This window comes from Streptomyces sp. N50 (assembly GCF_033335955.1).
Classification (GTDB): domain Bacteria; phylum Actinomycetota; class Actinomycetes; order Streptomycetales; family Streptomycetaceae; genus Streptomyces.
The window spans coordinates 8,081,198-8,103,338 of sequence record NZ_CP137549.1 but is presented as its reverse complement, the minus strand read 5'-3'; the positions used below and the strand labels follow the sequence as shown (position 1 = coordinate 8,103,338).

15 protein-coding genes are annotated in these 22,141 nt (G+C 70.6%); 12 read left to right on the top strand and 3 right to left on the bottom strand.

Annotated elements, in window-relative coordinates; translation table 11 throughout:
• Positions 1 to 33 precede the first annotated feature (33 nt).
• The gene (locus R2B38_RS35995; protein WP_318019990.1) at positions 34 to 1,674 is read right to left on the bottom strand and encodes a ferric reductase-like transmembrane domain-containing protein; all 1,641 of its coding nucleotides are present in this window, start codon (positions 1,672 to 1,674) and stop codon (positions 34 to 36) included.
• A gap of 275 nt (positions 1,675 to 1,949) precedes the next feature.
• On the opposite strand from R2B38_RS35995, the gene R2B38_RS35990 reads away from it, so the two are divergent.
• Positions 1,950 to 2,645, top strand: a complete 696-nt coding sequence (locus tag R2B38_RS35990; RefSeq protein ID WP_318019989.1) for a response regulator transcription factor — start codon at positions 1,950 to 1,952, stop codon at positions 2,643 to 2,645.
• Positions 2,646 to 3,020: 375 nt separating this feature from the next.
• A complete protein-coding gene (locus R2B38_RS35985) occupies positions 3,021 to 4,415 on the top strand; it encodes a HAMP domain-containing sensor histidine kinase (protein WP_318019988.1) in 1,395 nt (464 codons plus the stop codon).
• Positions 4,416 to 4,533: 118 nt separating this feature from the next.
• On the opposite strand, the gene R2B38_RS35980 is transcribed toward R2B38_RS35985, so the two are convergent.
• On the bottom strand, positions 4,534 to 7,197 hold the full coding sequence (locus R2B38_RS35980) for an FAD/NAD(P)-binding protein (protein WP_318019987.1): 2,664 nt from the start codon (positions 7,195 to 7,197) through the stop codon (positions 4,534 to 4,536).
• A gap of 341 nt (positions 7,198 to 7,538) precedes the next feature.
• Between R2B38_RS35980 and R2B38_RS35975 the strand changes: the two genes are divergently transcribed.
• The 5 genes from R2B38_RS35975 (at position 7,539) to R2B38_RS35955 (ending at position 13,464) form a co-directional block, all read left to right on the top strand.
• Positions 7,539 to 8,783, top strand: a complete 1,245-nt coding sequence (locus R2B38_RS35975) for an Ig-like domain-containing protein (protein WP_318019986.1) — start codon at positions 7,539 to 7,541, stop codon at positions 8,781 to 8,783.
• A gap of 516 nt (positions 8,784 to 9,299) precedes the next feature.
• Positions 9,300 to 10,703: a glycoside hydrolase family 16 protein gene (locus tag R2B38_RS35970; protein ID WP_318019985.1), complete on the top strand. Its 1,404-nt coding sequence runs from the start codon at positions 9,300 to 9,302 to the stop codon at positions 10,701 to 10,703.
• A gap of 307 nt (positions 10,704 to 11,010) precedes the next feature.
• Positions 11,011 to 11,892 (top strand): alpha/beta hydrolase, encoded by an 882-nt coding sequence (locus R2B38_RS35965; RefSeq protein WP_318019984.1) that lies wholly within the window; start codon positions 11,011 to 11,013, stop codon positions 11,890 to 11,892.
• A gap of 81 nt (positions 11,893 to 11,973) precedes the next feature.
• The gene (locus R2B38_RS35960; RefSeq protein ID WP_318019983.1) at positions 11,974 to 12,390 is read left to right on the top strand and encodes an organic hydroperoxide resistance protein; all 417 of its coding nucleotides are present in this window, start codon (positions 11,974 to 11,976) and stop codon (positions 12,388 to 12,390) included.
• Positions 12,391 to 12,435: 45 nt separating this feature from the next.
• A complete protein-coding gene (locus R2B38_RS35955) occupies positions 12,436 to 13,464 on the top strand; it encodes a methyltransferase (protein WP_318019982.1) in 1,029 nt (342 codons plus the stop codon).
• 148 nt (positions 13,465 to 13,612) lie between these two features.
• On the opposite strand, the gene R2B38_RS35950 is transcribed toward R2B38_RS35955, so the two are convergent.
• Entirely contained in the window at positions 13,613 to 14,512 is a 900-nt protein-coding gene (locus R2B38_RS35950) for an AraC family transcriptional regulator (protein WP_318019981.1), read from the bottom strand.
• A 146-nt stretch (positions 14,513 to 14,658) separates the two neighbouring features.
• Between R2B38_RS35950 and tkt the strand changes: the two genes are divergently transcribed.
• The 5 genes from tkt to pgi are packed head-to-tail and all read left to right on the top strand — an operon-like array spanning position 14,659 to position 22,140.
• Positions 14,659 to 16,734 carry a transketolase gene (gene tkt / locus R2B38_RS35945; protein WP_318019980.1) on the top strand — a complete coding sequence of 692 codons (2,076 nt, stop codon included), beginning with the start codon at positions 14,659 to 14,661 and terminating at the stop codon, positions 16,732 to 16,734.
• Between the two features lie 19 nt (positions 16,735 to 16,753).
• A complete protein-coding gene (gene tal / locus R2B38_RS35940; RefSeq protein WP_318019979.1) occupies positions 16,754 to 17,899 on the top strand; it encodes a transaldolase in 1,146 nt (381 codons plus the stop codon).
• Positions 17,896 to 19,557, top strand: coding sequence for a glucose-6-phosphate dehydrogenase (gene zwf / locus R2B38_RS35935; protein ID WP_318019978.1), 1,662 nt, complete (start codon positions 17,896 to 17,898; stop codon positions 19,555 to 19,557). The genes tal and zwf overlap by 4 nt, the downstream gene beginning before the upstream one ends.
• Entirely contained in the window at positions 19,554 to 20,489 is a 936-nt protein-coding gene (opcA, locus tag R2B38_RS35930; RefSeq protein ID WP_033285789.1) for a glucose-6-phosphate dehydrogenase assembly protein OpcA, read from the top strand. The genes zwf and opcA overlap by 4 nt, the downstream gene beginning before the upstream one ends.
• Entirely contained in the window at positions 20,482 to 22,140 is a 1,659-nt protein-coding gene (gene pgi, locus R2B38_RS35925; RefSeq protein WP_318019977.1) for a glucose-6-phosphate isomerase, read from the top strand. The genes opcA and pgi overlap by 8 nt, the downstream gene beginning before the upstream one ends.
• Position 22,141: the final 1 nt, after the last annotated feature.

The window sequence follows — 22,141 nt, the reverse complement described above, 5'->3', positions numbered from 1 at the left end:
TGGGGTACTGCTTGTTGACGGGGTGGGGTGCCGCTACCAGGCGAACTCTTCGGTGTGGACGCTGTCGCGGTGGGCGCCGGCGGCGCGGGCGGCCTTGCGGACGGCGGTGATCCAGGTGGGCGGGCCGCAGACGTAGATGTCCCGGTGGGCGATGTCGGGGACGAGGTTCTTGAGGACCTGGGCGTCGTCGTCGAGGTGGGTGGGGGCGGTGGTCTGCTCGGGAGTGGCGGTGGGGTGGGCGGGACCGGCGGTCTGCCGGGAAGTGCCGACGCGGTGCGCGGAGGCGGCCGCCTGTAGGGAGGCATCGGTGCGGTGGGCCGGGCCCGCGGTCTGCCAGGAGGTGTCGGCGCGCTGCACGGGACCGGCAGCCGGTCGGGAGGCGTCCATGCGGTGGGCCGGGCCCGCGACCGGCCAGGACGTGCCGTCGCGGTGTAGGGGACCCGCCGCCTGCCACGACGTGTCGGCGCGGCGCGGTCCCGGGAGAAGGATCAGCTCGACGCCTCGGTCGGCGGCGATGGCGCGGAGTTCGTCGGCGAACACGGCGTGCTCGTCCTCGCCGTAGCGATAGATGAGCGTGGCCTCGCCGGGGGCGTAGGGGGCGTCCTCGAGCAGGGCGCGCATGGGGGTGATGCCGATTCCGGCGGCCATGAGGAGCATGCCGGGGTGAGTGCGGTGGCGGGCGGTGAGCGTGCCGTAGGGGCCCTCGATCAGGGCGCGGGTGCCGGGGGTGAGGCGGGCGGCGCGTTCGCTGCCGTCGCCCGCGGACTTGATCGTGATGCGCAACCGGTCCGGGGTGGGGGCGGCGGAGAGCGTGTAGGGGTTGCCGCGGGACCAGCCGGGGCCGTCGAGGAAGCGCCAGACGAAGAACTGGCCGGAGGCCGTCCGCATCCGGTCCAGGCGGTGGCCCTTGAGGGTGACCGAGACCGTGCCGGGCGCCTCGGTGACCACGGACTCGACCCGCAGGCGGTGGTAGAGGGAGCGCCAGGCGGGCAGCGCGACACGGTGGAGGAGGGTGGCGGCGAACGCGAAGCCGTACAGGCACCACCAGTACACGCGGGTCCAGGTCTCGTGGAAGTCGGCGCCGTCGGTGAAGGTGTGCGGGAAGGTGGCCGCGATGCCGGCGTAGGAGTAGAGGTGCAGCAGGTGCCATGACTCGTAGCGGAGTCGGCGGCGGGCCGCGCGGACCGAGGTGACCACGACCATGATCAGCAGGAGGGTCCCCACGGTGGCGAACAGCATCCATGAGTCGGTGACGAACAGGCGCAGGAGTGCGTCCGGTATCGCCGTGGGTTCGCGTGTGGACCGTTCCACGGCGAACAGGATGACGTGGGCCGTCATCAGCCAGAACGACGCGAAGCCGATCAGACGGTGCCGGCGGGTGAGCAGGTCGTGGCCCCAGGACCGTTCCACCCAGGGGATCCGGGCGAGCAGGAGGACCTGGAGGATCATCAGGTCGGAGGCCAGGAGTCCGGCGAGGAGGCCGAGGGAGCCGGTCGCACGGTCGGAGGCCGTCAGGCTGAGTGGGCCGCCCTGGTTCATCACCCAGAGCGCCACGACCGCGACCACGGACAGGATCGCCAGCGCGCCGAGCGGGTCGGCGAGCGTGAATCGCCCCCTGCGGGGTGGAGCGGGCGGGGTGCGTTGCCCGCGGGGCAGCTCGGTGGACAGGGTCATCGGCGGGCTTCCTTCGTCGCGAGGGCCAGGGGTGCCCCGGCGGCCAGGTGCCCCGGCGGCCAGGGCGTGTCCTCACCCTTGCTCCGCTCTTTGTGGCCGCTCTAAGAAACCCGGCGCCCGGGAGGGGCGGGCACGCCGCTGACCTGTGTCGATACCGGCTCGGTGGGAGGACGGGCCCGCGTGGTTCTTAGACTTCCTTGTTGTTCGCCGCCGATCCTGGGGGCAGACGACGGTGCCCGTTCCCGCGGGTGCCGGTGAGGAAGTCGAGGTGCTGCATGGCGGCGGTGGGCCGGAAGCCGGAGGTGCTGGTGGTCGACGACGACCCCGGCGTGCGCGCGGCCCTGGACCTGGGGCTCGGTCTCGAGGGCTTCACGGTGCGGCTGGCCGAGGACGGCGAGACGGCACTCGACGAGGTCGCCGGCCGGCCGCCGTCGGTGATCGTCCTGGACGTGACGATGCCGGGCCTGTCCGGCGTGGAGGTCGTCCGCGCCCTGCGCGCCCAGGGCCGGACCCTCCCCGTGTGCATGCTCTCCGCCCGCGACGAGGTCGACGACCGGGTCGCGGGGCTCGCGGCGGGCGCGGACGACTACGTCGTGAAGCCTTTCTCCGTCGGGGAGTTGTCCGCGCGGCTGCACGCGATGGTGCGGCTGCACGAGTCGACGACCGAGCGGTCCCTGGTCGTCGGCGACGTCGCGATCGAACCCGCGCGCCGCGTGGCCTCCCGCGCCGGACGCGAACTCCGCCTGACCACCCGCGAGTTCGACCTGCTCCTCGCCCTCGCCCACCGACCCGGCCAAGTCCTGTCCCGCGCCCAGCTGTTGGAGCAGGTCTGGGGCTACACCTGGGACGTGGACACCAACGTGGTGGATGTGTTCATCGGCTACCTCCGCAAGAAACTGGAGGCCGACGGCGGCCCCCGGGTGCTGCGCACCGTCCGCGGCATCGGCTTCGTCCTGCGGACCGGGCCGTGAGGGTGGTGCTGCGGGGCGGGCGCTCCGATCACGGCGGCAGGCACCCTCTGGACCGGTCCACGACGCGGCTGCCGCGCGGGCTGCGGCCCCGGAACATCGCCGGGGCGGTCCCGCCTACCCGCTCATGACGTGGCTGACATGCGGCCGGCGCGCCGATCACGGCCACGGTCATCCCGTGCACCGGCCCACGACGTGGCAGCGACGCGACCGACACCACCGGAACACCGACGCGGGCGGTCCGACCTCCCCCGCCCATGGTCTGGCGGCCGCACCACCGGATCACCGCCGTCATCGTCCCGTGGACCGGTCCATGACCTGGCAGCCCCGCAACCCGCACCCCCGCATCACCCCAGCCCTCGCCCCCTGGACCGGTCCATGACCTGGCTCCCGCGCAGCCTCCGCTCCCGGATCACCGCCGCTGTCGTCCTGCTGGTGACCGTCGTGGTCGCGCTCGCCGGGCTGGTCATCGTCGCCCGGATCGACCATCGCGACCGTACCGACGTCGACCGTCAGCTCGCCGCCCGTGCCGAGAAGGGCGACCAGGACGCCGACAAGCTCCGTGACCAGGGCGACCATCCGAGCGGTGACGGGGAGGACAACGACGACTACGGCGGTCTGCTGGCCGGCAGTCAGAGTCTGGTCCGGCTCGTCTCCGGCGGGAAGGTGATCGCGCAGCACGGCGAGACGCCGAGCGCCCCGCTGCCGGTGCCCACCCGGGACGGTTACCGCACGATCGACACCGACGGGCAGACCTGGCGCTCACTGACCCGGTCCCTGAGCACCACCGGCGAGCGCCTCGAAGTCCTCCAGGACATCGACCCGATCGAACGGCGGCTCGCGGACAACACCGTGATCGTCGCCGCCGTCACCCTCCTCGCCGCCCTCGCCACGGCCGGCGGCGTCTGGCTGCTCACCCGGATCATCCTCCAGCCGCTCGAACGGCTGCGGACCGGCGCCCTCGCGATCAGCGCGGACACGGCCGGGCCCCAACTCCCCGCCGTCACACGGCCGCAGGAGGTCGCGGACCTCTCCCACGCGCTGAACAGCATGCTGGACCAGTTGCGCGTCAGCATGGACTCCACCCGCCGTTTCACCGCCGACGCGGGCCACGAACTGCGCACCCCGCTCACCGGCCTCGGGGTCACCCTGGAGACCCTCCAGCGCAACCCCGGCCTCCCCGCACCCCAGCGGGCCCGCGCCCTGGAGGCGATGAGCGCGGAGCACCGCCGTATCACCGCGCTCCTGACCGGTCTGCAGACCCTGGCCCGCGGCGACGCCCACGCCCTGCCCGAACGCACCCCGGTCGTCCTGAGCGAGCTCCTCGACGAGGCCGTCGCCCACGCGGCACACCGCCACCCCGCGACCACCTACCGACTGACGGCCAACTCCCCCGCGACCGTGGACGGTTGGCCCGTCGGCCTCCGCCTGGCCGTCGACAACCTCCTCGACAACGCGGCCCTCCACGGCCGCCCCGAGGGCAGGGTGGACGTCCGGCTCGGCGAGGACGCGGGAACGGTCCACATCACCGTCGCCGACGACGGCCCCGGCATCCCCGCCGATCAACAGCAGGCGATGAAGGCCCGGTTCACCCGCGGCACCCGTACCCGCTCCCCCGGCTCCGGCCTGGGCCTGGCCCTCGTCGACCAACAGGCCCACCTCCACCACGGCACCCTCGACCTCGACACCGGCCCGGCGGGAGGCCTGGAGGCGACCCTCAGCCTCCCCACGAGCCCCGAGGAAGGACCCTGCGAACGGACCACTTCCGACTGACGGACCCCGGCATCGGAGACAGACGCACACGAAGGGGAAGGCGAAGAGGAAGGCGAAGGCGAAGACGCGGGCCTACGACCGGGACGCGCGTCCAGTACCGGCGCCCGCCCCGCCCCTCTCACCCGGGCAACCCCGCCAGCATCCGCCGGTCCCGAGGCGCCGCCTTCCGGTCCAGCCGCGCGTCCAGCAACCGTCGTGCCGCATCGCACCGCCCCGCCGACACCAACGCGAACAGCAACGTCTCTTCCACCACCTCACGTTGGGCCGCGCTGCCGCCCACCTTGCGCAGGACCGGCAGCAACGCGTCGAGGCCGTGGGCGGCTTCCTGGAAGCGGTGTTCGACCAGGGCGGCGAAGGCGTCGCAGAGCGGGGCGATGACCTCGCGCTGCACCGGGTCGGCGCCCGCGGCGTGGTCGCGCAGGCGGCGGAGGGCCGGGAGGTCTCCAGCCGCCGTCAGAGCGACCGCCGCGTGCAGGGCCGTGAACGCCGTAGCCGGTCGCTCCAGCACCTCGCAGGCCACGGTGTCCAGGACGTCCGAAGTGGGCAGCTCACCCTGCCAGTTGCCGCTGAGCCGCGCCCGCCACAGCAGCGACCCCGAGTCCACCAGCGCGCGCACCCCGGTCACCCGCCCGGGCGACAACTGCGCGAACCAGCGCCTGCGTACGGCGGCGGGGTCGTCCAACGCCAGTTCGTGCAGGGCGATGTGCCAGGAGAAGTGGGCCCGGTGGACGGCACCCCGGCCCTGCCCGGACACCCAGCCGTCCAGCCAGTCCCGGCCCGCCTCATGGGCGCCGGACTCGTAGTGGACGTGGGCCAGCGCGTGCACGGCGTGGCCGGACGCGGGCTCAACTCCCAGGGCGCGGTGGGCGAGTTCACCCGCCTCGTACAGTCGGCCCTGTTCCTGGCGCAGGAACGCGAGCAGCGAGGTGTGGAACCAGTGCCCGTCGTAGGCCGGGGACGTGCGCTCGACGAGCCGTAGCGCGTAGTCGTCGTCCAGGTCGGTGACGCCGGAGAAGGCGATGGTGGGGACGGCGGCGGCGAGGGCCAGCGCGTCGGCGGGGTGGGTGTCGAGGTGTCGTATCAACGCGCCGTCCCCGTCGGCGGATTGGACCCGGCGGGTGATCACGTCGACGAAGGACCGCTCGCGTTCGTCGGCGCGTTCGTGTGCGCAGCGCTGGGCGTCCGCGAGCGCCCGGGGTACGTCGACCGCGGCCCCGCACTCGTGGCCGAGCAACGCCAACGCCGCGTGGCCCAGGGCGAATCCGGGGTCCAGGGCGACCGCGCGGGCGAAGGCGTCCTCGGCTCCGGCGCGGACCTTGAGGACCCGGTCGAGTCCGTTGCGGTAGGCGGTGGCGGCCTCGGCGTGGGTGGAGAGCGGGAGTCCGAGTCCGTCGACGGGCCTGCGGCGGGCGGCGCGGCGGGCCGGTGGCGCCAGCAACTGCTGGGCCAGGGTGGCGGCCTGGACGCGGATCTCGGGGATCGCCGTGGTCTCCCACAGCTCACCGCGCCTGGGGGCGCCGAGCGTGAACAGCGGTCGTGGGGAACGGCCTCGGGCGTCGAGAAGGCGTCCGTCGCGGGTGGCGACCCCCATGCCGAGCGGGCCGGGCACGGCCGCCCCTGTCTCGAACAGCCCACGCCACAGCGGGTCTTCGAGCCGCTGCCCGGGTCCCGTGCAGTCGATCACCCAACCCACGCGCACCGTACGGCCGTTGGACAGCGTGAGCGCCAACTGCCCGCCGGACTCCACCACATCGGCGATCGTGCCCGCGTGGACCTGGAGGCGTCGCGCGGTGCGGGCCCGGGTGACCGACTCGGCGATGGTGGGGGCCATGCGGTGGCGGTGGGTGTTCCAGAGGGCGCCCTCGTGGGCGAGGAACTCCCCGCGCTCTTCGGGGGTCAGGCTGCGCCAGAGCCGCGCGGTGTGCGGGCGCAGGCTGTCCAGGGCGGGGCGCCAGTCGCCGTGGGTGCGGACGGAGCGGCTGACGTGCCGGTAGACGGTTCGGCGCAGTCCGCTCAGGGTCAGGTCGCGCGGCCAGTTCGGCGCCTCCATCGCGCCGGCCGGGCCCAACGCGTGGGGCTGGGGCAGGAGTCCGTTGCGGGAGACGGCGTGGACCGTGCGCTTGGAGCGGTCCAGGGTGAGGGCGAGGTCCACGGCGGTGAGGCCGGTGCCGACGAGGAGGATGTCGGCGGTGTCATCGCGCACGGCGTCCAACGCGCCTGGTTTCCAGGGTGAGTTGATGAAGCGGGGCGAGGTGCGCAGGGCGGGCGGGGCCCAGGCGGCCGTAGGGGCGGCGGGGCCGGTGGCCAGGACGGCGCTGTCGGCGGTGAGGAGTCCCCCGTCGGCGAGGTGGAGTTCCACCGGGCCTTCGGGGGTGCCGGTACAGCTCTCGGCGCGGGTGCGGAGCCGCCGTACGGAGACCGTGCCGTGGGAGCGGACGACGGCCTGGGCGAGGGTGTCGGCGAGGTAGGCGCCGTAGCGGTAGCGGGTGGCGAAGTCGGCGCCGCTGACCGTGGGTTCACCGTGGCGGCACAGCCAGCGGGTGAAGTGGCCGGGGTCGTCGGGGTAGCAACTCATGCCGCCCGCCGGGACGTTGAGCCGGTGGCGTGGATCGGGTGTGGCGTAGGCCGTGCCGCGGCCGGCTTCCGGGGCCGGGTCGACCAGCACCAGGTCGAGCGGGGTCCGGCGGCGGGTGGCGGTCTCGCAGAGCTGGACGGCGGTCAGGGTGCCTGCCGCGCCCGCTCCGACGATCGCCACGGTGGGCCGCTTGCGGACTTCGGTCACGAATACCTCCGGCGTGGTCTGCCGCGGAGCCGCCGAAACGGAACTCCGCCTTCAGTTCCTTCCTCACTATTCCGACCGGGTAGGTGGGGAAGCCATGGCGGGACGGGGATCTCACCGGATACTCAGGGCACCGGTCGGCGCCTTCATACTCTGTTCACACTCGGGAAGCGTCCGGCAACCGTGGTTTCAGGACTTCTTTCAGGCTCTCTTCACAGGAATCTCAGGTGGAGCTCCTGGGATTCAAAGACTCAACCCATGGAAGTGGCGGAGGATGCAACGGCACTGGTGATCTCGTCGCGTACGGCCAGGGGGTGTGCGCGACATGCGGAGGAAGGCCTGCCGTGGGCGTGTCGCACATATCCAACCGGTCCGAGAAGCAGTCGGAGAGGTGGTCCCGTCGTGGGGTCCTCACCGTGCTCGGGGTGGTGCCGGCCGCCGTCCTGACCGGTTGCAGCGGTTCGGCGGGGGCCGCGGAGAGCTCGTCGTCGGGTGGTTCGTCGACGACGGCGACGGTGAAGGCCGCGAAGGCGCCGACCGTCACGGTCTCGCCCGCCGACGGCACCAAGAAGGCCGACTTCACGGCCCCGGTCACGGTGACCGTGGTGGACGGCACGCTCGCCACGGTGAAGGTGACGGGCAACGACGGCTCCACGCTGGCCGGCACCTTCAACGACGCCAAGACGAAGTGGACGTCCACGAAGAACCCGTACTCGGGCACGAAGTACACGGTCGCCGCGCAGGCGCAGGACGCCGCCGCGAAGACGCTGACCTTCACCACGAAGTCGCCCGGCGAGACCTTCGTCGGCTACTTCACCCCCGAGGCGAACTCCACCTCCGGCGTCGGCATGCCCGTCTCGATCAACTTCACGCACGCGGTGAAGGACCGGTCCAACGTCCAGAAGGCGATCACCGTCACCGCCGAGCCCGCCGTCGAGATCGTCGGCCACTGGTTCAGCGACACGCGGCTGGACTTCCGCCCCGAGACGTACTGGGCCGCCGGCACGAAGATCACGCTCAGCCTGCGCCTGAAGGACGTCGAGGGCCAGGACGGGATCTACGGCGTGCAGTCCAAGGACGTCACCTTCGACATCGGGCGCGAGCAGATCAGCACGGTGGACCTGTCCAGCAAGGAGATGGTCGTCAAGCGCGACGGCAAGACCCTCGCGACCTACCCGGTCAGCGGCGGCAACGCCCAGCACACCACCTGGTCCGGGATCATGGTGATCAGCGAGCGGTTCAAGCAGACCCGCATGGAGTCCTCGACGGTCGGCCTCGGCGACGAGTACGACATCTCCGACGTCCCGCACGCCCAGCGCCTGACCACCTCCGGCACCTTCGTGCACGGCAACTACTGGGCGTCCACGTCGGTGTTCGGCAGCGAGAACACCAGCCACGGCTGCGTCGGCCTGCACGACGCGAAGGGCGCGAACGACACGTCGGTGGCGGGCTACAAGTTCTACGACAGCTCGATGCTCGGCGACGTCGTCATCGTGAAGAACTCCGGCGAGAAGACCGTGGCGGCGGACAACGGCCTCAACGGCTGGAACCTGTCGTGGTCGGATTGGAAGGCGGGGAGCGCGGTCTAGCCCCGGCGCCCCCTGGGCTCGCGGCGCGCGCTGGGCTCGCGGCGCGCTCTGGTCCCCGGGCGCGCCCTGTCCCCACCGCGCCGCGCCCTGTCCCCGCTGCGGCACGCTCCGATCCCGCTGCGGCACGCTCCGATCCCGGCGGCGCGCCCTGGTCCCCGCAATGCCCTCCAGTCCCGGCAACTCCCTCCGGTCCCGACAACTCCCTCCAGTCCCGGCAACTCCCTCCGGTCCCGACAACTCCCTCCGGTCCCGACAACTCCCTCCAGTCCCGGCAACTCCCTCCGGTCCCAGCCGGCCCCTGGCAGGCCCCGGCCCCGCCGCCCCGGAAGGCGGATCGGAAACCTCCTCTTTCACCGCATTCATCGCCTGAACTCCCGCACAGCGAAAGGACTTTCCCGGCTTCACCTCTTGACGGCCTGGGTGGCTGAGAGCACATTGACCGCGCACCCCACTGCATGAGAGCGCTCTCAGGCAGGCACGGCACCCGCACCCCCACCCCGTATCCGAGAGGCACCGATGAGTGAACCCTCCGGCACGCCGCGCAGACCCCACCCCTTCCGGCGCACCCTGATCGCCGTCCTCAGCACCCTCGGCCTGGCGGCCGCCACCGCCACGGCCTTCACCCTGCCCGCGAACGCGTCCGCGCCCACGCCCCCGTCGGGCTGGACGCAGGTCTTCCTGGACGACTTCAACGGCTCGGCGGGCACCGGCGTCTCCACCGCCAACTGGCAGTACGACACCGGGACTTCGTACCCGGGTGGAGCCGCCAACTGGGGCACCGGCGAGGTCGAGACGATGACCTCCTCCACCAACAACGTGGCCCTCGACGGCAACGGCAACCTGCTGATCACCCCGCGCCGGGACGCCTCCGGCAACTGGACCTCGGGCCGTATCGAGACCAACCGCACCGACTTCCAGCCGCCGGCCGGCGGAAAGCTCCGCGTCGAGGCCCGTATCCAACTCCCCAACGTCACCGGCTCGTCGGCGCTCGGGTACTGGCCCGCGTTCTGGATGCTCGGCGCGCCGTACCGGGGCAATTATCAAAACTGGCCCAGCGTGGGCGAGTTGGACATCATGGAGAACGTCCAGGGCCTCAACACCGACTGGTCCACGGTGCATTGCGGCACCAGCCCGGGCGGTCCGTGCAACGAGACGACCGGCATCGGCGGTTCGACGGCGTGCACGGGAACGACCTGCCAGGCGGGCTTCCACACGTACGCGATGGAATGGGACCGGTCCACGAGTCCCGAGCAGATCCGCTACTACCTCGACGGCGTCAACTTCGAGACGGTGAACTCCAGTCAGGTCGACGCGACGACCTGGGCCAACGCGACGAACCACGGCTTCTTCATCATCCTGAACGTGGCGATGGGCGGCGGCTTCCCGGACGCGTTCGGCGGCGGCCCCACCAGCGCCACCGACCCCAACCACCCGATGACGGTGGACTACGTCCAGGTGCTCTCGTCCACGGGTAGTGGGAGCGGTACCACACCCCCGCCGACCGGCAACCGTGACGCGTACAGCGCGATCCAGGCCGAGTCCTACGACAGCCAGTCCGGCACCATCGCCGAGAGCACCACGGACACCGGCGGCGGCCAGGACATCGGTTCCATCGCCAACGGCGACTGGGCCCTCTACAAGGGCGTCAACTTCGGCTCCACGGCGGCCACCCAGTTCTACGCCCGGGTCGCGAGCGGCGCCGCGACCGGTGTCAGCGGCCTGGTCCAGGTCCGCCTCGACAGCCCCACCGCGACCCCGGTCGGCAGCTTCGCGCTGGCCAACACCGGGGGCTGGCAGTCATGGAAGACGGTGCCCGCGAACATCAGCTCGGTCACCGGCACCCATGACGTCTACCTCACCTTCAGCAGCGGCCAGCCGGCGGACTTCGTGAACGTGAACTGGTTCGACTTCGGCCACTGATCCCAACTCCCCACGGGGCAAAGGGGCTTCACGCGTGCATGCGTGAGGCCCCTGCTCTTTCCGGCCCGGTGGAACGGTCCAAGTGAGGCACCTCGGGGGAGCGAACGTCCGCGCTCCGTCCGGGGCAAGATCACGACCGACTTCCTCTCTGCTGCTAGCCCCTGTCTTCCATCGCAGGTCAGCGGCGCGCGCCTCCACGACCGGCGACCGGCGCGCGATGGACCGTAGTAGACCGGTCGGCTAGCTTCGGTGGTGCGACGCGGATCGGGCGTCGAAGCCCCTTTCCTCTCACACCCGGAGCAAAGCCATGAACAACCACGGTCGTCAGGACGGCATTCACCCCTTCCCCGCCGGTATGGAGTCGCGCGAGATCGAGACCAACGGCGCCACGATCCATGTGCGCGTCGGCGGGCAGGGGCCGGCGGTCGTGCTGCTGCACGGCTTCGGCACGACGGGCGACATGTGGGGTCACCTGGCCCACGCGCTCATCGAGGACCACACGGTCATCGCGCCCGACCTGCGCGGGCTGGGCCTCTCGTCGAAACCCGACGGCGGCTACGACAAGAAGACCCAGGCGGCGGACGTGTGGGGCGTCCTGGACGCCCTGGGCATCCGTTCCATCGACCTGGTGACGCACGACATCGGCATCATGGTCGGCTACGCGGTCGCCGCCACCCACCCCGAGCGCGTCGGCCGATGGGTGGCGATCGACGCGCCGCTGCCCGGCATCGGCCCCTGGGACCTGATCACGCAGGACCCGGCCATGTGGCACTTCGGCTTCGGCGGTCACGACATGGAGCGCCTGGTCGACGGCCGGGAGCGCATCTATCTCGACCGCTTCTGGAACGAACTCTCCGTGGTCCCCGAGCGGTTCGACGAAGCGAAGCGCCAGCACTACGCGGCGCTGTACGCACAGCCCGGCGCCATGCGCGCGAGTTTCGCCCAGTTCCTGGCGTTCGCCCAGGACGCGGCCGACAACAGGAAGTTCCTCGCGGAGGGCAAGCTCCCGATGCCGGTCCTGGCCTTCGGCGGCGAAGCCACGTTCGGCCCGGGAATCGGCGAGGTACTGCGGTGTGTCGCCGACGACGTCGAGGACGCGGTGATCCCGGACTGCGGGCACTGGATCACGGAGGAGCAGCCGCAGGCGACGACGGACCTGGTCGTCGACTTCCTGCGCCGGGCTCGTTGAAGACCGTCCCCTCCGTACCGGAACAGCAATTCATCAGTCGAACGAATCAGTCGAACGAAGTCGAAGGAAGAGGTCGGAACCATGGACGCTGTCTACACCGCGATCGTCACCGCCAACGGCCGGGACGGCCGCGCCGCCAGCGACGACGGACAGCTCGATGTCGGTCTGGCGTTCCCGCCGGCGCTCGGCGGCGACGGCCGGGGCACCAATCCCGAGCAGCTCTTCGCAGCCGGTTACGCGGCCTGCTTCACCAGCACGCTCGGTGTCGTGGGCCGGGCGGCGAAGGTGGCCACCGGTGAGATCTCGGTGACCGCGGAGATCGGCCTCGCCAAGGACGCCGCGGACGGCGGCTTCGCACTCACCGCGGTGCTGCGCGTGAAGCTGCCCGAGGCGCTGCGCAACGAGACCGGTCGCAAGCTGGTCGAGCAGGCGCACGCGGGCTGCCCGTACTCCAAGGCCACCCGCGGCAACATCCCGGTCGAACTCGTCGTGGAGTAGCGACCCGCCCCGTACACGAAGCGATTCCCCCTGAAAAAGAGCGACTTGACCACCGTACGACCGTCGGCGGCCTCCCACGACTACGAGCGCATGATGGGCATGGTGACGGGCTTCTGGGTCACCCAGACGGTTCGCGCCGCCGCCCTGTACAACCTCGCGGACCACCTCGCGGCCGGCACCGACACCGCCGACGCGATCGCCGACGCCGAGTCCATCGACCCGGACGCGACCCGCCGCCTGCTGCGCACCTGCGCCTCCCTGGGCCTGACGACCTCCGCCGACGGACATCACTACACCGGCACACCCCTGCTGAGCACACTGCGGCAGGACGACCCCCACTCGCTACGGCACTTCGCCATCTCCCAGTCCGCACCGGGCCATTGGCTGTCGTGGGGCATGTTTCCCGAGGCCGTCCGGACGGGCTCGCACCAGGTCACGGCGGCGCACGGCGAGGCGAACATCTTCGACTACTTCGCCAAGCACCTCGACGAAGCGGCCTCCTTCACCGAGTCGATGAGCAACCTGTCACAGGCCGCCGCCCTCGACATCGCCGCCGTCCTGGACACCCGGGGCGTCACCCTCGCCCTGGACATCGGCGGAGCCGGTGGCGACGTCGTCCGGGCGATGATGCGGGCCAACCCCGCACTCCACGGTGGGGTCTTCGACCTGCCCCACATCGCTCCCGCCGCGACCGAAGCGGCCAAGGCCGAGGGGCTCGACGAGCGATTCACCACCGTGGGCGGGGACTTCTTCGACTCGGTTCCGCCGGCCGACCTCTACGTACTCAAATACATCCTGCACGACTGGGACGACGCGAGTTGTGTCCGCATCCTCCAGAACTGCCGGGCACAGCTGGCGAAGGGCGGCCGCGTCGCCGTCGTCGACCACCTCGTCGACGATGCCGGCCGGCCCGGGCTCGCTCCCCTGATGGATATGAACATGCTGGCCATGACGGGCGGCAGGGAACGCCAACTCGCCGAATTCGACGCCCTGTTCACCGCGGCCGGCCTGCACCGCGTCACGGTGACTCCCGCCGGGGCGTTCGCCGTCATCGAAGCACGGGCCACACCGTGACATCGTCGCGTCGCCGCGCGGAGAGGCGCGCGAACTCCGCCCGGACACAGCCGAGTTGCGGCTGACCGGACCCGGGCCCGAGCCCCATCCCGAAGCGACCGGGGTGGGGCTCCTCCGTTTCCCCGCGGCCCGTCCGCGTCACCTCACCTCACCTCAGCTCGGCCCGGAACCCCGCCGGTGTCACATCCGTGTGCTGCTGGAAGAACTTGGAGAAGTTCGCCGCGTCGGGGAAGCCGACTGCCGCCCCCACACGGCCGATCGGCAGGTCCGTGTGGGCCAACAGCCGTTTCGCCTCCAGGACGACGCGCTTGTCGATGAAGCCCTTCGGGGTCTCGCCGGTCGCGGCGCGGACCGCGCGGACCAGGGTGCGGCGGGAGTAGCCGAGCGCGTCGGCGTAGGCGCTGACGCTGTGGTTGGTGGCGAAGCCCTTCTCCACGGCGTCGCGGAAGAGCGTGAACGTCGTGTCGGTCTGCTGCCGGGCGGCCTCCGCCGAGCTCGCCGCGAGATGCGCGAGGCGTAGCAGGAAGGCCGTCAGGGAGTGTCGTAGGACAGAGGTGTGGAGGCTCAGCGGGAGGGTGGTCGAGTCCTCGTACTCCCGTTGGAGCTGGCCCAGGGAGGCGCGCAGGGCGGTGAGGCGGGGCTCGTCGGGGCGCAGGACGGGCGGGAGGTCGTAGCGGTACAGGCCGGTCGCCTCGACCGTGGCGCGCGGGAGGAAGCCGGGCTGCATGGTCAGGACCGTGCCGCGGTACTCGCTGGTCGAGGAGAAGCGGTGGACCTGGCCGGGGCGGATCCACAGGACGTCGCCGGCGCCCACCTCGTACTCGGCGAAGTCGATCATGTGGCGGACCGGGCCGCCGGAGAAGAGCATCACCACATGGAAGTCGATGCGGTGGACGCGGTGCAGGGGCGCGTCCGCGTGCCAGGTGCGGTCGGTGCCCATCGGGCCGACCTGCATGCCGACGCCGCAGACACTCAGATCGACAGGGAAGGGAAACGTTCTGATCACGTCGCCGTCACCGCCGACGTCTTGGATAGTTCTGTCCGTCATGTCCTTCTCGTGCCGCCTCGACGTTCATCCCGGTGTCCCACTTTCACCACAGGCTGGCACACCGGCACCTTCCCTCGTAAAAGTCAGACTTTTAGATTTGAAGGCGTCCGAGCAGTTCTGCCGCTCTTACCGAGGACTTCTTGAAGATGAACGCGCACACACCTGACAGCTTCGAGTGGACCGATCTCGACCGTCGAGCCGTCGACACCGCCCGTGTCCTGGCCGCTGACGCGGTCCAAAAGGTCGGCAACGGCCACCCGGGCACGGCGATGGCCCTGGCTCCCGCCGCGTACACGATCTTTCAGAAGGTGATGCGTCACGACCCCGCGGATCCCGAGTGGACCGGCCGTGACCGTTTCGTCCTCTCCCCCGGCCACACCTCGCTGACGCTGTACACGCAGCTGTACCTCGCCGGGTACGAGCTGGAGCTGGACGACCTGAAGGCGTTCCGGACGCACGGCTCGAAGACGCCTGGTCACCCCGAGTACGGGCACACGGCCGGTGTGGAGACCACGACAGGACCGCTCGGACAGGGCGTCGCCAACGCGGTGGGCATGGCGATGGCCGCCCGCTACGAGCGCGGCCTGTTCGACCCCGAGACCCCTGAGGGCGAGTCGCCCTTCGACCACACGATCTGGGCGATCGTCTCCGACGGCGACCTGGAGGAGGGCATCTCCGCCGAGGCCTCCTCCCTCGCGGGCCACCAGAAGCTCGGCAACCTCGTCTTCGTCTACGACGACAACCACATCTCCATCGAGGGCGACACCGCGACCGCCTTCTCCGAGGACGTCCTGAAGCGGTACGAGGCCTACGGCTGGCACACCCAGCGCATCGAGCCCGCCGCCGACGGCGACGTCGACCCCCACGCGCTGTACACGGCGCTGAAGACGGCGCAGGCCGAGACCGAGCGCCCCTCGATCATCGCGATGCGCACGATCATCGCCTGGCCCGCCCCGAACGCGCAGAACACCGAGGCCGCCCACGGCTCCGCGCTCGGCGCCGACGAGATCGCCGCCACCAAGCGCGTCCTCGGCTTCGACCCGGAGCAGTCCTTCGAGGTCGCCGACGAGGTCATCGCCCACAGCCGCAAGGCCCTGGACCGGGGCGCCGAGGCGCACTCGACCTGGGACAAGCAGCTCGACACCTGGCGCGGCGCCCGGCCCGAGCGCGCGAAGCTCTTCGACCGGATCGTCGCCGGTCAGCTCCCCGAGGGCTGGGAGCAGTCCCTGCCGGTCTTCGAGGAGGGCTCCTCCGTCGCCACCCGCGCCGCCTCCGGCAAGGTCCTCCAGGCACTTGGAACGGTCCTGCCCGAGCTGTGGGGCGGCTCCGCCGACCTCGCCGGCTCGAACAACACCACCATCGACAAGACCTCGTCCTTCCTCCCGAAGGGCAACCCGCTGCCGGAGGCCGACCCGTACGGCCGTACGATCCACTTCGGTATTCGCGAGCACTCGATGGCGGCCGAGATGAACGGGATCGCCCTGCACGGCAACACCCGTGTCTACGGCGGCACCTTCCTGGTGTTCTCCGACTACATGCGCAACGCCGTGCGCCTCTCCGCGCTGATGCAGCTCCCGGTGACGTACGTCTGGACCCACGACTCCATCGGTCTCGGCGAGGACGGCCCCACCCACCAGCCGGTCGAGCACCTCGCCTCGCTGCGCGCCATCCCGGGCCTGAACATCGTGCGCCCGGCCGACGCCAACGAGACCGCGATCGCCTGGGCCGAGATCCTCAAGCGGCACGCCACGAAGCCGGCCCCGCACGGCCTCGCGCTGACCCGTCAGGGCGTGCCCACCTACGCGCCCAACTCCGATGCTGCGCGCGGTGGTTACGTCCTCAAGGACTCCTCCACCGAGACCCCGGACGTCGTGCTCATCGCGACCGGTTCCGAGGTGCACCTCGCCGTCGAGGCGCGGGAGCAGCTGGAGGCCGAGGGCGTGGGTACCCGGGTGGTGTCGATGCCGTCCGTGGAGTGGTTCGAGGAGCAGTCGCGCGAGTACCGCGACAGCGTCCTTCCGCCGTCCGTGAAGGCCCGCGTTGCGGTCGAGGCCGGGATCGGTCTCACGTGGTACCGGTTCGTGGGTGACGCAGGACGCATCGTCTCCCTCGAACACTTCGGCGCCTCCGCCGATGCCAAGACCCTGTTCGCCGAGTTCGGTTTCACGGCCGAGAACGTCGCCGCCGCAGCACGGGAATCCCTTGCCGCCGCGCGCGGTTGATCCGATCGCCAGAAAGAAGATGATCACAGTGACCGAAGTGACCGCCACCGCGGGAGCTCTCAAGCGCCTGTCCGACGAGGGCGTCTCCATCTGGCTGGACGACCTGTCGCGCAAGCGGATCGAGTCCGGCAACCTCGCCGAACTCGTCGACACCAAGAACGTCGTCGGTGTCACCACCAATCCGTCGATCTTCCAGGCCGCCATCGGCTCCGGCGAGGGCTACGAGCAGCAGCTCGCCGACCTGGCCGTGCGCAAGGTGACGGTCGAAGAGGCCGTCCGGATGATGACCACCGCCGACGTCCGCGCCGCAGCCGACATCCTGCGCCCGGTGTACGACGCGACCGGCGGGCAGGACGGCCGGGTCTCCATCGAGGTCGACCCGCGGCTCGCCCACAACACCGAGGCGACCATCGCCGAGGCCAAGCAGCTGGCCTGGCTGGTGGACCGTTCCAACGTGATGATCAAGATCCCGGCGACGAAGGCCGGCCTCCCCGCCATCACCGAGGTCATCGGCGAGGGCATCAGCGTCAACGTCACGCTGATCTTCTCCCTGGAGCGCTACCGCGAGGTCATGGACGCCTACCTGGCCGGCCTGGAGAAGGCGAAGGCCGCGGGCATCGACCTGGCAACCATCCACTCCGTGGCCTCCTTCTTCGTCTCCCGCGTCGACTCCGAGATCGACAAGCGCCTGACCGCGATCGGCACGGACGAGGCCCTCGCCCTCAAGGGCAAGGCGGCTCTCGCCAACGCGCGGCTCGCCTACGAGGCCTACGAGGAGGTCTTCTCCGGTGACCGTTGGACCGGTCTGACAGGCGCCAAGGCCAACAAGCAGCGCCCCCTGTGGGCCTCGACCGGCGTGAAGGACCCGTCGTACAAGGACACCCTGTACGTCGACGAGCTGGTCGCGCCCGGCACGGTCAACACCATGCCCGAGGCGACGCTGAACGCCACCGCCGACCACGGCGACATCCACGGCGACACGGTGACCGGCGGCTACGCGCAGGCCCGCGCCGACCTGGACGCCGTAGAGCGGCTCGGGATCTCCTACGACAGCGTCGTCAAGCAGCTGGAGGACGAGGGCGTCGCCAAGTTCGAGGTGGCCTGGCAGGACCTGCTGGACGCCGTCGCGAAGTCGCTGAGCAGCAAGGGGGTCGACGGGGAATGAGCGACGAACTTCCCGTAACGAAACCGGCCGAGGCAGGCGAGGCAGGCCAGACAGCTGAGGCAGCCGAAGCGGCTGGAACGGTCCAAACGGCCGGGCAGGCGCTGACCGTCGAGGAACTCACCGACGCGCTGGCCGCCGGCTGGGACAACCCGCTGCGTGACCCGCGCGACCGCCGGCTCCCCCGGATCGCGGGCCCGTCCGGGCTGGTCATCTTCGGGGTCACCGGTGACCTGTCCCGCAAGAAGCTGATGCCGGCCGTGTACGACCTGGCCAACCGCGGCATGCTGCCGCCGGGCTTCTCGCTCGTCGGGTTCGCCCGGCGGGACTGGGAGGACCAGGACTTCGCGCAGGTGGTGCACGACTCGGTGCGCGAGCACTCCCGGACCGAGTTCCGCGAGGAGGTCTGGCAGCAGCTCGCCGAGGGCATGCGGTTCATCCCGGGCGACTTCGACGACGACACCGCGTTCAAGCAACTGCGCGCCGCTGTCGACGAGTTGGACACCTCCCGCGGTACGAGCGGCAACTACGCGTTCTACCTCTCCGTACCGCCGAAGTTCTTCCCGAAGGTCGTCCAGCAGCTGAAGAAGCACGGCCTCGCGACGGCCGCCGAGGGTTCCTGGCGGCGGGCGGTCATCGAGAAGCCGTTCGGCCGCGACCTGAAGAGCGCGCGCGAGCTGAACAAGATCGTGCACGAGGTGTTCGACCCGGACCAGGTGTTCCGTATCGACCACTACCTCGGCAAGGAGACGGTCCAGAACATCCTGGCGCTGCGCTTCGCCAACCAGATGTACGAGCCCATCTGGAACCGGTCCTACGTCGACCACATCCAGATCACGATGGCCGAGGACATCGGCATCGGCGGGCGCGCCGGCTACTACGACGGCATCGGTTCGGCCCGTGACGTCATCCAGAACCACCTGCTGCAGCTGATGGCGCTCACCGCCATGGAGGAGCCGATCGCCTTCGACGAGGAGGCGCTGCTCACCGAGAAGCTGAAGGTGCTGAAGTCGGTGCGGCTGCCCGAGAAGCTGGGCGAGCACACGGTGTTCGGGCAGTACGCGGAGGGCTGGCAGGGCGGCGAGAAGGTCGTCGGCTACCTCCAGGAGGACGGCATCGACCCGCAGTCGAAGACCGACACCTACGCCGCCGTCAAGCTGGAGGTGGACAACCGCCGCTGGGCGGGCATCCCCTTCTACCTCCGCACCGGCAAGCGGCTCGGGCGGCGCGTGACGGAGATCGCGGTCGTCTTCAAGCGCGCCCCGCACTCCCCCTTCGACTCCAGCGCCACCGAGGAGCTGGGCCAGAACGCGATCGTCATCCGCGTCCAGCCCGACGAGGGCATGACGGTCCGGTTCGGCTCGAAGGTGCCGGGCACCTCGATGGAGATCCGGGACGTGTCCATGGACTTCGCCTACGGCGAGTCGTTCACGGAGTCGAGCCCGGAGGCGTACGAGCGGCTCATCCTGGATGTGCTGCTCGGCGACGCCAACCTGTTCCCGCGCCACCAGGAAGTGGAAGAGTCCTGGAAGATCCTCGACCCGATCGAGGAGTACTGGGCACAGAACGGCAAGCCCGCGCAGTACTCCTCGGGCAGTTGGGGGCCTCAGGAGGCGGACGAGATGCTCGCACGAGACGGACGGAGCTGGCGCAGGCCATGAAGATCGACCTGAGCGACACCACGGCAAGCAAGATCAACAAGGCGCTGGTGCAGGGTCGCCGCGACATCGGCACCCCTGCCGTGGGCATGGTCCTGACGATGGTCATCGTCACGGACGAGGAGAACGCCTACGACTCGATCAAGGCGGCCGAGGAGGCCTCGCACGAGCACCCCTCGCGCACCCTGGTCGTCATCAAGCGGCACGCCCGCACCCCGCGGGACCGGACCAACTCGCACCTCGACGCCGAGGTCCGGGTGGGCGCCGACGCCGGCACGGGCGAGACGGTCGTGCTGCGGACCTACGGCGAGGTGTCCGACCACGCCGACTCCGTTGTGCTGCCGCTGCTGCTGCCGGACGCGCCGGTCGTCGTCTGGTGGCCCGGGGACGCCCCCGAGATCCCGGCGAAGGACCCGCTGGGCGCCCTCGCGCAGCGCCGGATCACCGACCTGTACTCGGCGACGAACCCGCTGGAGGCGCTGGACGCCCGCGCCCGTGCCTACGCGCCCGGCGACACCGACCTCGCCTGGACCCGGCTGACGCCGTGGCGCTCGATGCTGGCGGCGGCTCTGGACCAGTCCAAGTCGAAGATCACCTCGGGTGCGGTGGAGAGCGAGGCCGACAACCCGGCCGCCGAGCTGCTGGCCCGCTGGCTGGAGGCCCGCCTCAAGGTGAAGATCGACCGCGTGGTCACCGACGGACCGGTCATCACGGCTGTCCGCCTCGGCACCGGCGCCGGCGAGGTCGTCATCGACCGCCCCGAGGGCCCGCTGGCCACGCTGTCCCTGCCCGGACAGCCGTCCCGCACCCTCGCGCTGAAGGTCCGCACGACCTCCGAACTCATCGCCGAGGAGCTGCGGCGCCTCGACGCCGACGAGATGTACGCCATCGCCCTGCGGGCCGAGGGCACCAAGGAGACCCCCCGTCATGTCTGACTCCCCCAAGCTCGTGCGGCGGCCCGAGTGGACCGCTCTGGAGGACCACCGCGCGGCCGAACTGAGCCCGCAGCTGCGTGAGTTGTTCGCCGCGGACCCGGGGCGCGCGGAGCGGTACGTGGTCACCGTCGGCGACCTGCGCATCGACTACTCCAAGCACCTGATCACGGACGAGACCCTCGCCCTCCTCCAGGAACTGGCCACCGCCACCGGCGTGTTCGGCCTCCGCGACGCGATGTTCCGCGGCGAGAAGATCAACGTCACCGAGGACCGCGCGGTCCTGCACACCGCGCTGCGCGCCCCGCGTGACGCGGTGGTCGAGGTCGACGGCGAGAACGTGGTACCCCAAGTCCACGCCGTCCTCGACAAGATGGCCGCCTTCGCGAACCGTGTCCGCTCCGGCGAGTGGACCGGCCACACGGGCCGCCGTATCCGCAATGTCGTCAACATCGGCATCGGCGGCTCCGACCTCGGCCCTGCGATGGCATACGAGGCCCTCCGCGCGTTCACCGACCGCTCGTTGACGGTCCGGTTCGTGTCGAACGTGGACGGCGCCGACCTGCACGAGGCCACTCGCGACCTGGACCCGGCCGAGACGCTGTTCATCGTCGCGTCGAAGACGTTCACCACGATCGAGACGATCACCAACGCGACGTCCGCCCGCACTTGGCTCCTTGAGGGTCTCGGCGGTGACGACAAGGCCGTCGCGAAGCACTTCGTGGCGCTGTCGACGAACGCCGGGAAGGTGTCGGACTTCGGCATCGACACGGACAACATGTTCGAGTTCTGGGACTGGGTCGGCGGCCGCTACTCCTACGACTCGGCCATCGGTCTCTCCCTGATGATCGCCATCGGCCCGGACCGTTTCCGCGAGATGCTCGACGGTTTCCACCTCGTCGACGAGCACTTCCGCACCGCGCCCGCCGAGTCCAACGCACCTTTGCTGCTCGGCCTGTTGGGCGTCTGGTACGGCAACTTCTTCGACGCGCAGTCGCACGCCGTACTGCCGTACTCGCACTATCTCTCCAAGTTCACCGCCTACTTGCAGCAGCTGGACATGGAGTCCAACGGCAAGTCCGTGGACCGGGACGGGAATCCGGTGGAGTGGCAGACCGGCCCGGTGGTGTGGGGCACGCCCGGCACGAACGGCCAGCACGCCTACTACCAACTCATCCACCAGGGCACGAAGTTGATCCCGGCGGACTTCATCGGCTTCGTCAACCCGATCGGCGAGCTGAGCGAAGGCCTCAAGGCGCAGCACGACCTGCTGATGGCCAACTTCTTCGCCCAGACCCAGGCGTTGGCCTTCGGCAAGACGCCGGACGAGGTGCGCGCGGAGGGCGTGCCCGAGGAACTGGTGCCGCACAAGACGTTCAAGGGCAATCACCCCACGACCACGATCCTGGCCCGCGAGCTGACCCCGTCCGTGCTCGGGCAGTTGATCGCGCTGTACGAGCACAAGGTGTTCGTACAGGGTGCTGTCTGGAACATCGACTCCTTCGACCAGTGGGGCGTCGAGCTGGGCAAGGTCCTCGCCAAGCGCGTCGAACCCGCCCTGACCGAGGGCGCGGACGTGCCCGGTCTCGACTCCTCCACCGCCGCTCTCGTGGCCACCTACCGGACGCTCCGTAATTCCCAGGAAGTGAACTGAC

What these genes read in the sequence shown, in the direction of transcription:
- R2B38_RS35965 (WP_318019984.1), top strand. Translation starts at nt 11,011, where the DNA reads ATGAACAACCACGGTCGTCAGGACGGCATTCACCCCTTCCCCGCCGGT.
- R2B38_RS35950 (WP_318019981.1), bottom strand. Translation starts at nt 14,512, where the DNA reads ATGACGGACAGAACTATCCAAGACGTCGGCGGTGACGGCGACGTGATC.
- R2B38_RS35970 (WP_318019985.1), top strand. Translation starts at nt 9,300, where the DNA reads ATGAGTGAACCCTCCGGCACGCCGCGCAGACCCCACCCCTTCCGGCGC.
- tkt (WP_318019980.1), top strand. Translation starts at nt 14,659, where the DNA reads ATGAACGCGCACACACCTGACAGCTTCGAGTGGACCGATCTCGACCGT.
- R2B38_RS35995 (WP_318019990.1), bottom strand. Translation starts at nt 1,674, where the DNA reads ATGACCCTGTCCACCGAGCTGCCCCGCGGGCAACGCACCCCGCCCGCT.
- R2B38_RS35990 (WP_318019989.1), top strand. Translation starts at nt 1,950, where the DNA reads ATGGCGGCGGTGGGCCGGAAGCCGGAGGTGCTGGTGGTCGACGACGAC.
- pgi (WP_318019977.1), top strand. Translation starts at nt 20,482, where the DNA reads ATGTCTGACTCCCCCAAGCTCGTGCGGCGGCCCGAGTGGACCGCTCTG.
- opcA (WP_033285789.1), top strand. Translation starts at nt 19,554, where the DNA reads ATGAAGATCGACCTGAGCGACACCACGGCAAGCAAGATCAACAAGGCG.
- R2B38_RS35960 (WP_318019983.1), top strand. Translation starts at nt 11,974, where the DNA reads ATGGACGCTGTCTACACCGCGATCGTCACCGCCAACGGCCGGGACGGC.
- zwf (WP_318019978.1), top strand. Translation starts at nt 17,896, where the DNA reads ATGAGCGACGAACTTCCCGTAACGAAACCGGCCGAGGCAGGCGAGGCA.
- tal (WP_318019979.1), top strand. Translation starts at nt 16,754, where the DNA reads ATGATCACAGTGACCGAAGTGACCGCCACCGCGGGAGCTCTCAAGCGC.
- R2B38_RS35985 (WP_318019988.1), top strand. Translation starts at nt 3,021, where the DNA reads ATGACCTGGCTCCCGCGCAGCCTCCGCTCCCGGATCACCGCCGCTGTC.